The organism is Kitasatospora sp. NPDC028055, from assembly GCF_040637885.1.
Taxonomy (GTDB): Bacteria; Actinomycetota; Actinomycetes; order Streptomycetales; family Streptomycetaceae; genus Kitasatospora.
Genome location: NZ_JBEZXE010000038.1, coordinates 75,575 through 88,838, shown reverse-complemented (window position 1 = coordinate 88,838; position 13,264 = coordinate 75,575). Strand labels below are relative to the sequence as shown.

Sequence of the window (13,264 nt, the reverse complement as noted above, 5' to 3'; positions counted from 1 at the left end):
CGGCGGAGGCGCTGCGCGCCTACCACCGGACCAGGCTGCGGCTGGACCGTGAGCGGGGCAGCCGGCCGCGCCCGGCACCGCCGGTGGCGCCGGCCGGTCGTCCGCCAGCACCTCGGCGAACGCCGCCCGCAGCGCCGGCCCCGGCCGGATGCCCAGCTCACGGTCCAGCCGCAGCCTGGTCCGGTGGTAGGCGCTCAGCGCCTCCGCCGGCCGTCCGGCCTGGTGCAGACAGCGCATCAACAGCGCCACCAGCTCCTCGCGCAGCCCGTCTCGCCGGACGCTCTGCTCCAGCAGCGGCACCGCCGCCGCCCCCGCGCCCTGCCCCAGCCGCAGCGCGGCCCAGCGGAGCAGGGCCGCCGTCGCGGACTGCTTCAACTGCTCCGCGGTGGCGGCCCGCAGGGGGGTGTCCGGCAGGTCCGCCAGCGCCTCCCCGCGCCACAGCCACAGCGCCTCCTCCAGCAGCGCGACCGCCTCGCCGTCCGCACCGCGGTCGGCCCGGTCGGCGGCCCGGCCGGCCAGCCGGGCGAACCGCAGCGCGTCCACCTCCTCGGCCGGCCCGCTCAACAGGTAGCCGTGGGCCCGGGTGTGCAGCTCGAACGGGGTGTCCGCGAGGACCTTGCGCAGCGCCGCCACGTGTCCCTGCACCGCCGCCCGGGCGCTGGCCGGCGCCCGCTCCCCCCAGAGCAGCTCGCAGAACTGGTCCATGCCGACCACCTGCCCCAGCCGCAGCGCCGACAGCGCCAGCACCGCGCGCCGCTGCGCCCCCGCCAGCGTGGCGAGACCGCCCGCCGCGAGCCGCAGCTCCACCGGCCCGAGCAGCCGAATCCGCACCCGTACCCCCACCTCACCTCACCCGAGACCCGACGGCGACCCCCGGGACGGAGCAGTCGTCCTGCGCGCACCGGCCCGGTTCGTGCCCGGACGCTCGTCGCCGCGCGGGCCGCCAGGGGTACAGAGTCCAAGGAGGGGCCGGATGGTTGCCTGGGGCCTTCGCGGGCCCCGCGGCGGTCCGCGGCCGCCGGTTGCCGCGGCGGTGCCCGGGCCGGATAGCGTGCGGGCATGGACGAGCACTCCGAGAGACACGTGAACGCCCGGTACGAGCGGCTGGCCCAGCGGGTCCGCGACGAACTCGCCGCCGCCGGGCTCCCGGTGACGGCCCCCGGTCTGGACCTCGGCCTCGCCACCGGCGCCGAGGTCCGGGTCAGCACCTGGAACCAGCACTTCGGCGCGGCGGACCCGGAGGTGCTGGTCAGCTGGCACGTCAGCCCCCGGCTGCGCGGCCGGGCCGGCGAGGAGGCGCGGCTGGCCGACGGCGAGACCCCGGCGGTCCGGCAGTCGGGCGAGGCCCGGACGGCGATGGCCACCGCGATGATCGCGATCCTCACGGCGGCCGGCTACACCGTGCGCGACCACGGCAACGCGTACGCGCCGTACGACGTCCAGGTCCTCGCCGGGCCCGAGCGCCGCACCGTACCGGCCTGGGCCGACCGCGAACCGGCCCCGGGCGGGCCGGACGACGGGCCCGGGAACTGAACCGCGCCGGTCCGCCCCGTCGTCCTTCCCTACGGGGGCGACGGCGCGGCACCGGGAGCCGACGACCCCCGACGGGAAGGGGAGCATGGAGATCGAGCTGCTCGGGCCGATGACGGTCCGGCGGGCCGACGGCACGGTGGTCACCCCCTCGGCCCCGAAGCGGCGCGCGCTGCTGGCGGCGCTGGCCGTCCGGCTGAACCAGCCGGTGGGCGCCGAGGAACTGATCGAACTGGTCTGGGACGGCGCCGCGCCGCCGACCGCGCGGGCCGCCCTCCAGGGGCACGTGGCCGCGCTGCGCCGGCGCCTGGACGACCCCCGGCTGGTGCTCGGCACCCGCGGCGGCGGGTACGTCCTGGAGGGCGACGCGGACCGGGTCGACCTGGTCCGCTTCGGCGCGCTGCACGACCGGGCCGGGGTGCTGCTGCCCGGCTCCGCCGCCCGGCTCGGCGCCGACGACCCGGCCGTCCCGCTGCTGCGCGCCGCCCTCGACCTGTGGCGCGGCCCGGCGCTCGCCGACTGCGGCTCCGAGCTGCTGCGCACCCGCACCCTCCCGGACCTCACCGACCTGCGGCTGCGCACCCTGGACCGGCTGGCACAACGGCTGCTGCTGGCCGGCCGCGGCGGGGAACTGGTCGCCGAACTCGGCGAGGCCGCCGACGCCCACCCGGGCCGCCAGCCGCTGGCGGCCCGGCTGGTCCAGTGCCTGGAACAGGCCGGTCGCGGGCTGGAGGCCCGGGCCCGGTACGACCTCGCGCTGACCCGGCTGCCCGGCCCGCCCGGGCCGGAACTGCGGCTGGCCGGTGAGCAGTTGGCCCGCCACACGCCGCCCGACCGGCGCTTCGTCGGCCGCGCCGCCGAACTCGCCGGCCTGCACGAGGCCCTGGCCGTCGCCGCCCGGACCGGCCGTCCGATCCTGGTGACCGGCCCGGCCGGAGTGGGCAAGACCGCGCTCGTCCAGCACTGGGCGGCGCAGCGCTTCCCGGACGGCGTGCTCCGCGCCGACCTGCGCGGCACCCAGCCGGACGGGCCGCGCGAACCCGCGGACGTCCTGGCCGGGTTCCTCACCGACCTCGGCGTCGACCCCGAGGCCGTCCCCGCCGGGCTGGAGGAACGCGCCGCCCGGTACCGCACTCTGCTCGCCGACCGCCGGATCCTGATCCTGCTGGACGACGCCGCCGACCACCCCCGGCTCGCCCCGCTGCTGCCCGGCCGGCCCGCGACGGCCGGCTCCGTGCTGGGCCCGGTCGCCGTCGTCACCAGCCGCGACCGGCTGCGCGAACTGCTGCTCCACGAGGACGCCCTGGCGCTCCCGCTCGGCCCGCTCAACGCCGAGGACGCCCGGGCGCTGCTCGCCCGCGGCCTCGGCCCGGACCGCCCCGCCACCGCCCCGCCGACCGCCGCCGAACTCGACGAACTCGCCGACCGCTGCGACCGCCTGCCGCTGGCCCTGCGCCTGGCCGCCGCCCGGCTGGCCGCCCGCCCGGACTGGACGCCGGGCGACCTCGCCGCCGAACTCGCCGACGAGCAGACCGGCCTGACCGCCCTGGCCGGCGTCGGCGGCGGGCCCGACCCGAGCGGCATCACCGCCGCCCTGGACCGCACCTACCGGAAGCTGCCGCCCGCCGCCGCCCGGCTGTTCACCCTGCTGGGACTGCACCCCGGCGCGGTGATCGACACCGCCACCGCCGCCGCGCTCGCCGACCTGCGGCCCGCCGCCGCCCGCACCCTGCTGACCGCGCTCGACGCCGTCCACCTGCTCGCCGAGACCGCACCCGGCCACTACGCCCGCCGCGAGCTGGTCCGCCGCTACGCCGCCGGGCAGGCCGCCGAACTGGACTGCGAGGAACGGTTCGGCGCCCTCGACCGGCTGATCGCCCACTACCTGGAGCTCACCGCCCCCTGGGGGCCGGACGGCAGCGGCGACGGCGGGGGCGGCGGCGACGGCGCCGATGGTGGTGGCGACGGCGGTGCCCGGCCGGCGGCCTGGTTCCGCCGGGAGGAGAGCGCGCTGCGCGCCGTCGTCCTGTGCGCCGAGCAGTACGGGCGCACCGGCGCCGCCTGGCAGCTCGCCCACCGGATCGGCCGGCTGTACGAACTGTCCGGGGACACCGGCGGCGAGGACCGGGCGCACCGGCGGGCCGTCGCCGAGATCGGGCTGCGCGCCGCGAAGGCCGCCCGGGACGACGCGGCACTCGCCCGGCTGGGCACCGACCTGGCCGTCCTGCACGTCCACCGGGCGGCCCACCGCACCGCGCTGGACCAGCTCGGGGCCGCCGTCGCGGCCGCCGACCGGGCCGGGGACGCGCTGCTGCGCCACCACTGCCGCCGCCGGGTGGCGGCCGCCCTGGCCCGGGCCGGGCAGTACGACCGGGCGGTGCCGCTGCTCACCGAGCTGGTGACCGCCGCCCGCGCCCCGGCCGCCGGGCACCTGCTGGTCGGGGCGCTCACCGAGCTCGCGGAGGCCCTGGTGCGGGTCGGTGCCCCGGACCGGGCGCTGGCGCACGCCGATGAGGCGGTCCGGCTCGCCACCGACCGTACGGCCCGGGGGCGTTCGGACCCCGCCCGGCCGGGCGCGGAGCGTTCCGACTCCGGTGGGTCGGCCCGGACCGATCGCGCGGCGGTGCTCGCCACCCACGGCCGGGCCCGCGCCCTGCACGCCCTCGGCCGCCGGGACGCGGCGCTGTCCTCGGCCCGGCTCGCCGTCGCCCTCGGCCGTACCGTCGGCGACCCGGCCGTGGAGGCGCGCTCGCACGGGCTGCTGGCCGACCTGCTCTTCGCGTTCGGCCGCAGCGTCGAGGGGACGGAGGCCAGACGGCGGGAACGGGCGCTGGCCGCGGGGGAACGCTGAGGGGCGGTCAGGGCGGCTCAGGGCGGTCAGGGGGGCCTTGGGGGCCTCGGGTCGGGGTGGTCGAGGGGGAGCACCACCAGCACAACTGCCTCCCGGCCGACCGGAGCAGGCGGAACTACAGGCGGTTCCGCTGGGCGGATCCGCCCGCCGGGAGCCCGCGTCCCGGGCATCCCCGCAGGCCGCGGCCGGGTACGCGCGGTCCGTCCCACGGGGCATACTTCTGCCTGAGACGAACTGCCCGGCGCGCGGCCCGGCAGAACTGCGGCGGAACTGCGCGAGCGCGGACCAGGGGGCGGGGCGGGGAGATGGCGGTTGCGAGCGGAACCGGGGAGTTCGGCCACCTGCTGGCCGGCCACCGGGTGACGGCCGGGCTGACCCAGGAGGACCTGGCGGCCACGGCCGGGGTCAGCCTGCGCGCCCTCGGGGACATGGAGCGCGGCCGCACCCGAGGACCGCAGCGGCGCACCGTGCAGGCGCTGGCCGCCGCGCTGGGCCTGGACGGCCCGCAGACCGCCGCGCTGGAGCGGGCTGCGCAGTCCGGCCGGCCCCGGGGCGTGCGGCAGGTGCCCGCGCAGGGCCTGTCGGCCGTCCCCGCCGGGCCGTCCGCCGGGCCCTCCGCCGGGCCGTCGCGCGCCGCCGGGGCGCCCGGACCGGGTACGGCCCCGGGGCAGGCACCGTTCGGCCCCGAGCCCCGCACCGACCCGCCGGTGCCCGGCGCCCTCGCCCTGCCGCGTGACCTGGCCGACTTCACCGCCCGCGAACAGGCCCTCGCCGACCTCGCCGCACTCACCGCGGACCGGCGGCCCGCCCATCCCCGGGTGGTGCTGATCAGCGGTCAGCCCGGCCTGGGCAAGACCGCCTTCGCCCTGCACGCCGCCCACGCCCTCGCCCCGGCCTTCCCGGACGGCCAGCTCTCGCTGGACCTCGGCGGCACGGCCGCCACCCCGCTGCCCGCCCGGGAGGCGCTCGGCCAGGTGCTGCGCGCCCTCGGGGTCAAGGACGGCGAGGTACCCGCCGGGACGGAGGAGCGGGCCGGGCTGTTCCGCGCCCTGGTGCGCGACCGCCGGCTCGTCCTGGTACTGGACGACGCCGTCGACGAGAGCCAGGTGCGCCCGCTGCTGCCCGGGGCCGGCCCCGCCGTCACCATCGTGACCAGCCGGCACGCCCTGCCCGGCCTGGAGGCCGTGCACCGGCTGCGGCTCGACGTGCTCTCCCCGGTCGAGGCCACCGCCCTGCTGGCCCGGATCGCCGGGCCGGAACGGGTCGAGGCCGCGCCGGCCGCCGCCGCCGACCTGGCCCGGCTGTGCGGCTACCTGCCGCTCGCGCTGCGGATCGCCGGGCAGCGGCTGGTGGCCCGTCCGCAGCAGCCGGTGGCCCAGCTGGCGCGCCAGCTCGCCGCCGAGGAGAGCCGCCTGGACCTGTTGGAGACCGGGGACCTGGCGGTCCGTCCGGCCTTCGAGCTGTCCTACCGGCGGCTGCCCGCCGAAGCCCGGCTGGTGCTGCGGCGCTGCGCGCTGACCGCCGGGCAGGACTTCACCGCGGCCGTCCTGGCGCACTACGCGGGGCTGTCGGCCGGGCGCACCGAGCTGGTCCTGGAGCAGCTCGTCGACGCCGGCCTGGTGCAGCCCGCCACCCCGGAGCGCTACCGGCTGCACGACCTGGTGCGGCTGTACGCGGGCGAGCGGCTGGCCGCCGACGAGTCGGCCGAGGCCGTCGCCGAGGCCCGTACCGAGGCCGGGCGCCGGCTGCTGCGCGAGGCGGCCGGGCACGGCCTGCGGTTCGACCCCGACCACACGGCGACCGCGGGCGCTGCAGCTGCCTCTGGCTCTGGCTCTGCCGACGATCCGGCGCTGCTGCTCACCGAGTCGGCCCGCTGGCTGGAGGAGGAGCACCCGGAGTGGCTGGCCGCGCTGTACCGGGCCCAGCGGGAGGGCCGCCACCGGGAGGTGATCGACACCGCCGAGGCCATGCACTGGTTCTCCGACCGGCTGCTGAGCTGGGACCTCTGGGGCGAGGTGTTCCAGCTGTCGGTGGACGCCGCCCGGGCCTGCGGCGACCGGCAGGCCGAGGCGGTGCACGTGAACTACCTGGCCTGGACGTACACCACCTGCCTGCACCGCTACCAGCGCGGCATCGAACTCGCCGGTGAGGGGCTGGAGTTGGCCCGTGCGCTGGGCGACCACGAGCAGCAGGGCTGGGCGCTCACCTACCTCGGCTCCGGGCTGCGGCACCTGCAGCGCCACCGGGAGGCGAGCGAGAGCTACCAGCGGGCGGCCGACGCCTTCGCCGAGGTCGACAACCGGGCCGCCATGATCGGACGGCTGGTCACCCTGCGCGGCGCGGCGACCTGTCTGCGCGAGCTGGGCCGGGCCGAGGAGGCGGTGGACGTCCGGCGCCGCGCGCTGGCCGGTGCGCTGGAGCTGGTGGAGCGCTGGTCCTCGCCGCTGATGCACCTGCTGGCCGCCATGACGGCGCACGAACTCGGCCAGGACCGGGCCGCGTTGAAGCGCTGGCCGGCCGCCGAGAAGGCCTACCGGCAGGCCCTGGTGCACTACGAGGCGGTCGGGCGCCCGGACAGCATGACCAAGGCGCTGACCGAGCTGGGCACCGCGCTGATCGAACAGGGGCGGGCGGACGAGGCCCGTGAGATCCTCACCGAGGCGCTCACCGACCTGAGCGCGGACGGCCGCCCGGGCCGGGCCGTCGCGCCGTAGCGACGGCCCGCCCCGGGCGGCCGGTCCTGGGCCGGACCCGCGGTCAGATCAGGGTCAGATCCTGGGTCAGACCCGAGGTCAGATCCGGGTGTCCTCCACCACCGGCAGCCCCTGGTCGTGCTGGACGGTCCGCTGGTTCTGCTGGGCCGGGGCGCTGCCGGTGCGCGGCGCGACCTTCGCCGTCGCCGGCTTCTTCCCGCAGAAGGCCGGCTCCAGCGCGTTCATCAGGCCCTGGGTGACCGAGCCGTTGTTGGAAGCGTTGGCGAAGACCACCACCGAGCGCTGCCCGTCCGGGGTGGTGAAGGACTGGGTCTGGAAGCCCTGGACGATCCCGCCGTGCCCGTACACGTCGCCGCAGGTCAGCGAGATGCGGCGGAGCCCCAGCCCGTAGGAGATCTTGGCGGTGGGGGTGGGCAGCGCGGCCTCCATCTGGCGGAGGGAGTCGTCCGAGACCAGCCCGCCGTCGCCGCCGGCCATCAGCGCGGTGAGGAAGCGGTCGAGGTCCTCGGCGGTGGAGATGACGGCTCCGGCGGCCCACACCCAGGAACCGTTCTGCTCGGTGGAGTCCAGCAGCGGCTTGGTGCGGTCGTCGTTGGTGAGGTAGCCGGTGACGTGGGGGCCGTCGATCCGCTGGTCGGGGACGACGAAGGAGGTCTGGCCGAGGCCGAGCGGCTCGATGATCCGCTCGCGCAGCACGTCGGCGTAGGGCCGGCCGGTGAGGTGCTCGACGGCCAGGCCCAGCAGCACGAAGTCGGTGTTGGAGTAGGAGTAGCGGCTGCCCGGCGGGTACTGCTGCCCGTGCTTGACGGACATCGCGACCAGGTCGGCCGGGGCGTACACCGTGCTGCGGATACGGGCCTCGAACGCGCTGGTGGTCTCCTCGCCGGCCTGCTCCAGCAGGTCGTTGGTGTGGTCGTAGACGCCGGCCCGGTGCTCCATGACCTGGCGGCCGGTCATCGTCCAGCCGTCCGGGAGGGTCCCGGCCGGCAGGTAGTCGCGCAGCGGCCTGTCGAGGTCGATCCGGCCTTCCTGTGCCAGCTGCATCACGAGAACGGCGGTGAACATCTTGCTGTTGCTGCCGACCCGGAACCTCCACGCGGAGTTCATCGGGGTCCCGTCCAGGTCGGCCTTGCCGGCGGTCAGGGAGCGGGTCAGCTCCTCCTCGCCGTGGTCGCGGATGACCGCGAAGGCGCCGGGGGCGCCGGCGGCGATGGTGGCTCGAAGCGCGCTCTGCACCCCCGCGGTGTCGGGGGTGGGCAGGGCCGGGCCGTCCTGGCCGGCGGCCAGGGCGGGTACGGCTCCGGTGGCCGCCAGGACGGCAGCGGCGGCGGCCACCGCGAGCGGACGCAGCAGACGGGTCTTCGCCATGTTCCTCGGCTCTCTCGTGCGCTGACGCGGTGTCGGGTCGCGTCGGGTCGATGATCACTATCACCGGTTCGGGCGGTCGGTGGCAATGTGAACCTTCGTGCCCGCTTCGTCCGTTGTCGGGCCGTTTTGCCGGGGCACGATCCGTTCTCCGGCTCGGGGGCAAGGTTTTACCTCCCGTCATCTACCCGCGTTGACCACCGCGACCGCATGCTGTTCGGGCCGTTCCGTTCGGCGTGTCCACGTCGTCCACGTTCGTCCATGTCGTCCATGTGGGTCACGTGGGTCACGCCACCTGACGCGTCCGCCTCCCGGTGCCGCCACGCGCCGACCTCCCCCTCACCGACCATGGAGTCCCCATGCCCCTGGCCACCCTCGCGCGCCGCGCCGGCGCCCTGCTGCTCGTCGGCGCCGGCCTGATATCCGCCTCCGGCGCCGCCCACGCCGACGCCGCCGTCACCGCCGGCTACTCGACGATCGTCTTCCCGGACCAGGACCACAGCGCGGTCTACAGCCTGATCAACTCGGCCACCAGGTCCGTCGACGTGACGATGTACGAGCTGCGCGACACCACGGCCGTGAACGCCCTGATCGCCCGTCAGCGCGCCGGAGTGCGGGTCCGGGTGATCCTGGACGGCAAGCACAGCTCGGTCAACGGCGCCGCCTACTCCGCGCTCAAGGCCGCCGGCGTCGGCGTGACGTACTCCTCCTCGGCGTTCGTCTACACCCACCAGAAGACCGTCACCGTGGACGGCGCCAAGTCGCTGATCCTGACCGGGAACCTGGACGCCACCTACTACTCCAGCAGCCGCGACTACGGGGTCGTCGACACCGACGCCAACGACGTCGCCGCGATCGAGCAGGTCTTCGCCGCCGACTACGCCAAGACCTCGATCACCCCCTCGGACGGCGACAACCTGGTCTGGTCGCCCACCGACTCGCAGGACCGCCTGCTGGCGCTGATCAACGGCGCCCGGACCTCGCTGGACGTCGAGGAGCTGGAGTTCGGCGACCCGGCCCTGGTCGACGCCATCACCGCCGCCGCCGACCGCGGTGTCACCGTCCGCGTCGTCGGGATGAACCCGGACAGCTACGGCTCCTCCTTCGACGAGGTCACCACGGCCGGTGCCAAGGTGGTCACCTACTCCTCCACCACCGGCCTGTACATCCACGCCAAGGCCATCGTCGCCGACTACGGCACGCCCACCGCCAAGGTGTTCGCAGGCTCGGAGAACTTCTCCGACAACTCGCTGAACAACAACCGCGAGCTGGGCCTGATCGTCTCCGACTCCGGGGTGCTCACCACGATCGAGTCGACCTTCGCCACCGACTTCGCCAACGGCCTGCCGTACTAGGCCAGTCCGGCGGATCGGTCCGGTAGGCCGGTCCGGTCGCACTCCGGGTAGCTCAGTCACCTCCCGTCCGGGCGGCCCAGCCGGGGCCGCCCTCCACCCGAGGAAACGTCATGACTTCGTCCGCGAAGCCCCTGAACGACGCCCCCCGTCCGCGCTCCCGCTCCCGCCGCACCGCGACCGCGATCGGCTCGGCCGTCGCCCTGGTCGCCGCCTCGGCCGGGCTGTGGGCCGCCACCGCCAGCACCGCGCAGGCCGCCGGGCTGCCCACGCCCGACCACATCGTGGTCGTGGTGATGGAGAACCACGCCTACAGCCAGGTCATCGGCAGCAGCAGCGCCCCCTACCTCAACAACACCCTCAAGGCGGGCGGCGCCAACCTCACCCAGTCCTACGCCATCACCCACCCCAGCGAGCCGAACTACTACGCGCTGTTCTCCGGCTCCACCCAGGGCCGGGTCGACGACAGCTGCGTGACGGTCGGCGGCTTCCAGGCCCCGAACCTGGCCTCCGAGGTGCTCGCCGCCGGGAAGACCTGGGCGAGCTACAACGAGACCCTGCCCAGCCAGGGCAGCACGGTGTGCAGCAGCGGCAAGTACGCGCAGAAGCACAACCCCTGGTTCGGCTTCGGGAACGTCCCGCTCGACAGCGCCAAGACCTTCGCCCAGTTCCCGACCGACTACACCACGCTGCCCAACGTGTCGTTCGTGATCCCGAACCTGTGCAGCGACATGCACGACTGCTCGGTCGGCACCGGCGACACCTGGATCAAGAACAACCTCGGCGGGTACGCCGCCTGGGCGCAGAGCCACAACAGCCTGCTCGTCGTCACCTTCGACGAGGACAACAGCCTGTCCGGCAACCGCATCCCGACCCTGGTCTACGGCGCCCATGTGACGCCGGGCAGCAGCAGCTCCACCACCTACAACCACTACAACGTGCTGCGCACCCTGGAGGACCTCTCCGGGGCGAGCGGCCACGCGGGCAACGCGGCCGGTGCCACGGACGTCACCGGCATCTGGAACTGACCCCGCGCGGCTGACGGGCACCCACCCCGGACCGGCGACCGCCCCGGCGGTCGCCGGTTTCCGGCGGGCGGTGGCCGGTGGCGGCGCCGGGTGCCCGGCTGGTATCGATAGGGGCGTGCGATTCGAACAGGTGCCGATGCCGGAGCAGGTGGGGGAGCGCCCCCGGGACGCCCGCGGGTACCCGGTGCCGGCGATCACGCCGTGGCAGGACGGGCAGCCGCAGTTCGCGCTGACCGACCACGGGCGCAGCGCCGACTGCGCGCTGGAGCGCCGCTGTTCGGTGTGCGGCGCCCTCATGCCGCGCGGTCCGGTCTGGCGGGTGGTCGGTCCGGCGGAGAGCGCCGCGATCGCGGAGGCGCTCGGGGCCGGGCGCCCGTACCGCAACCTGGCGCCGACCATGGAGGGCCCGGGGCACCGCGCCTGCATGCTGTACGCGTCGATGGTGTGCCCGTACCTGGCCCGGCCCAACGCCCGTCGGCGGGTGAGCGCCGCGGGCGCGGGGGAGGGGCTGACCGCCGCCGCCGTCCGTGGTGCGGCGCGCGGTGGGACGGGCGCGGTGGTCGGGTTCGGCGACTACGAGTACGCCGTCACCGAGGAGCGGGTGCTGTTCCGCTTCCTCGACCTGGTCGAGTTCCTGCCGCACGAGTCGGCGGACGAGCACCTCGCGGAGCTGCGCGCCGAGTTGGCGCGCCCGACCCCGGATCAGGGCCGGTAGACCGGCAGGCCCTTGACGGTGGAGACCTGGACCGGGGCCGCCGAGCCGTCGGCCGGTACGGTGCTGATGCCGTCCGGGGTGCGGGCCGCGACGGTCCTGCCGTCGGGGGACCACGCGGGCTCGGTGTAGTCCGTGGTGGCCGAGGGGGTGAGGTCCTTCTCGGTCGTCCGGTCGTGCTCGGTGGAGCGGGTGAACAGGTGGTCGTGGCCGTTCACCGAGCGGACGAAGACGATGTTCCCGCCGTCCGGGGACAGCGCGGGCTGGGAGCCCTTGCCGATGTCCCGGGTGGCCGGGCGGATGTAGTCGTCGTAGATGTACACCTCGCCGGACGGGGTGTTGGCGTACGCGATGTCGGCCCGCTGCCCACCGGCGTTGGCCCAGGTGTTGCCGGTCTGCGGCGGCTGCGGGGCGCCGGCCGCGTCGCCGGCCTCGGAGTTGTGCGGGGCGAGTTCCTCGACGGCGCCGCCCTTGGCGGGCACCTTCTCCAGCCGCAGCACGCCGCCCTTGCTGGAGGTGAACACGATGTTGTTGTAGCGGTCGGTCTCGTCGGGCACCGCGCCGCCGCTCGGCCCCTTGTCGGCGTGCTGCCAGGTCGGGTGGGACCAGGTCTCGCCACTGGGGGCCTTGGCGAGGGTCGCCCTGCCGCTGCCGTCCGGGGCGGCGGTCAGCAGGTTGCCGTCGCCGTCGACGAAGACGGCCTTCTTGCCGTCGGGGGACCACGCGAGGTCGCGCACCACGGTGCCGAAGTCGACGGTGGTGCCGTTCATGGCGACCGTCCGGGTGCCCGTGCTGATGGTCAGGTGGTTGGCCGCGGAGGTGCCGTTGACCTCCTTGCCGCCGGACTCCTTGCCCCCCGGCTCCTTGCCGCCCGGCGCGGGGCTGCCGGAGCGCGATCCGCCGCCCGGCGCCGCCGTGACCGGCGCGCTGGGGGCGGCGGTCGATCCGGAGTCGCCGTTCTCGGGGCCGCAGGCGGAGAGCAGGACCGCGCCCGCGGTGGTCATCAGGGCGATGGCGGCGGCGGTGCCGAATCTGTTGCGCACGGACATCTCTTGGTCCCCCTCGGTGGTGCTGTGGCTTTCAACAAGGAGGTTCCCAGCCCGAGGTCCGCGGCCGGTGGGGGCTTCGTCACAACCCTGGAACAGTGCGGGCCCGTCGGCGTCGGGACTGGGCCGGGCCGCCCGACGCCGCGTCAACCGGCCGCGCCCGCAGCGGCCGGAGCGCTCAGAGGCCGAGCTCGGTGAGGCCCGGGTGGCCGTCCGGGCGGGGGCCGGCCGGCCAGTGCAGCAGGCGCTCCCCGGGAGCGATCGGCAGGTCGTTGATGCAGGCGAGCCGACGGGCCATCAGGCCGTTCGCGTCGAACTCCCAGTTCTCGTTCCCGTACGAGCGGTACCACTGCCCGGCGTCGTCGTGCCACTCGTAGGCGAAGCGGACGGCGATCCGGTCGCCGTCGTGCGCCCACAGTTCCTTGGCCAGGCGGTAGTCGAGTTCGCGCTGCCACTTGCGGGTGAGGAAGGCGGCGATCTGCTCGCGGCCGGTGAGGAACTCGGCCCGGTTGCGCCAACGGCTGTCGGGCGTGTAGGCGAGGGCGACGCGCTGCGGGTCGCGGGTGTTCCAGGCGTCCTCGGCGGCGCGGACCTTGCGGTGGGCGGACTCCTCGGTGAAGGGGGGTACGGGAGGGCGCTGTTCGGTCACGGGACTCTCCTTGAGAA

Annotated in this window: 10 protein-coding genes; 6 read left to right on the top strand and 4 right to left on the bottom strand. The window is 75.8% G+C overall.

The window, feature by feature from the left end; translation table 11 throughout:
- Positions 1-831, bottom strand: an 831-nt coding sequence (locus AB0F71_RS29895; protein WP_360240636.1) for an AfsR/SARP family transcriptional regulator, incomplete at its 3' end; no start/stop codon positions are given.
- A gap of 228 nt (positions 832-1,059) precedes the next feature.
- Between AB0F71_RS29895 and AB0F71_RS29890 the strand changes: the two genes are divergently transcribed.
- The 3 genes from AB0F71_RS29890 (at position 1,060) to AB0F71_RS29880 (ending at position 7,095) form a co-directional block, all read left to right on the top strand.
- Positions 1,060-1,533, top strand: a complete 474-nt coding sequence (locus AB0F71_RS29890; protein ID WP_360240633.1) for a hypothetical protein — start codon at positions 1,060-1,062, stop codon at positions 1,531-1,533.
- Between the two features lie 85 nt (positions 1,534-1,618).
- Positions 1,619-4,381, top strand: a complete 2,763-nt coding sequence (locus tag AB0F71_RS29885) for a BTAD domain-containing putative transcriptional regulator (RefSeq protein ID WP_360240631.1) — start codon at positions 1,619-1,621, stop codon at positions 4,379-4,381.
- 305 nt (positions 4,382-4,686) lie between these two features.
- Positions 4,687-7,095 (top strand): tetratricopeptide repeat protein, encoded by a 2,409-nt coding sequence (locus AB0F71_RS29880; protein WP_360240629.1) that lies wholly within the window; start codon positions 4,687-4,689, stop codon positions 7,093-7,095.
- A gap of 78 nt (positions 7,096-7,173) precedes the next feature.
- Here the strand turns inward: AB0F71_RS29880 and AB0F71_RS29875 are convergent, their stop codons facing one another.
- Positions 7,174-8,463: a serine hydrolase domain-containing protein gene (locus tag AB0F71_RS29875; RefSeq protein WP_360240627.1), complete on the bottom strand. Its 1,290-nt coding sequence runs from the start codon at positions 8,461-8,463 to the stop codon at positions 7,174-7,176.
- 356 nt (positions 8,464-8,819) lie between these two features.
- On the opposite strand from AB0F71_RS29875, the gene AB0F71_RS29870 reads away from it, so the two are divergent.
- The 3 genes from AB0F71_RS29870 to AB0F71_RS29860 all read left to right on the top strand — a co-directional run bounded on the left by AB0F71_RS29870 (position 8,820) and on the right by AB0F71_RS29860 (position 11,555).
- Entirely contained in the window at positions 8,820-9,815 is a 996-nt protein-coding gene (locus tag AB0F71_RS29870; protein ID WP_360240624.1) for a phospholipase D-like domain-containing protein, read from the top strand.
- 110 nt (positions 9,816-9,925) lie between these two features.
- Positions 9,926-10,840, top strand: a complete 915-nt coding sequence (locus tag AB0F71_RS29865) for an alkaline phosphatase family protein (protein WP_360240621.1) — start codon at positions 9,926-9,928, stop codon at positions 10,838-10,840.
- Between the two features lie 115 nt (positions 10,841-10,955).
- Positions 10,956-11,555 (top strand): hypothetical protein, encoded by a 600-nt coding sequence (locus AB0F71_RS29860; RefSeq protein WP_360240618.1) that lies wholly within the window; start codon positions 10,956-10,958, stop codon positions 11,553-11,555.
- On the opposite strand, the gene AB0F71_RS29855 is transcribed toward AB0F71_RS29860, so the two are convergent.
- Both AB0F71_RS29855 and AB0F71_RS29850 read right to left on the bottom strand, forming a co-directional pair.
- A complete protein-coding gene (locus AB0F71_RS29855; protein ID WP_360240615.1) occupies positions 11,543-12,601 on the bottom strand; it encodes a hypothetical protein in 1,059 nt (352 codons plus the stop codon). The genes AB0F71_RS29860 and AB0F71_RS29855 overlap by 13 nt on opposite strands.
- Before the next feature lie 175 nt (positions 12,602-12,776).
- Complete coding sequence (locus AB0F71_RS29850) at positions 12,777-13,247, bottom strand: nuclear transport factor 2 family protein (RefSeq protein ID WP_360240612.1); 471 nt, start codon at positions 13,245-13,247, stop codon at positions 12,777-12,779.
- Positions 13,248-13,264: the final 17 nt, after the last annotated feature.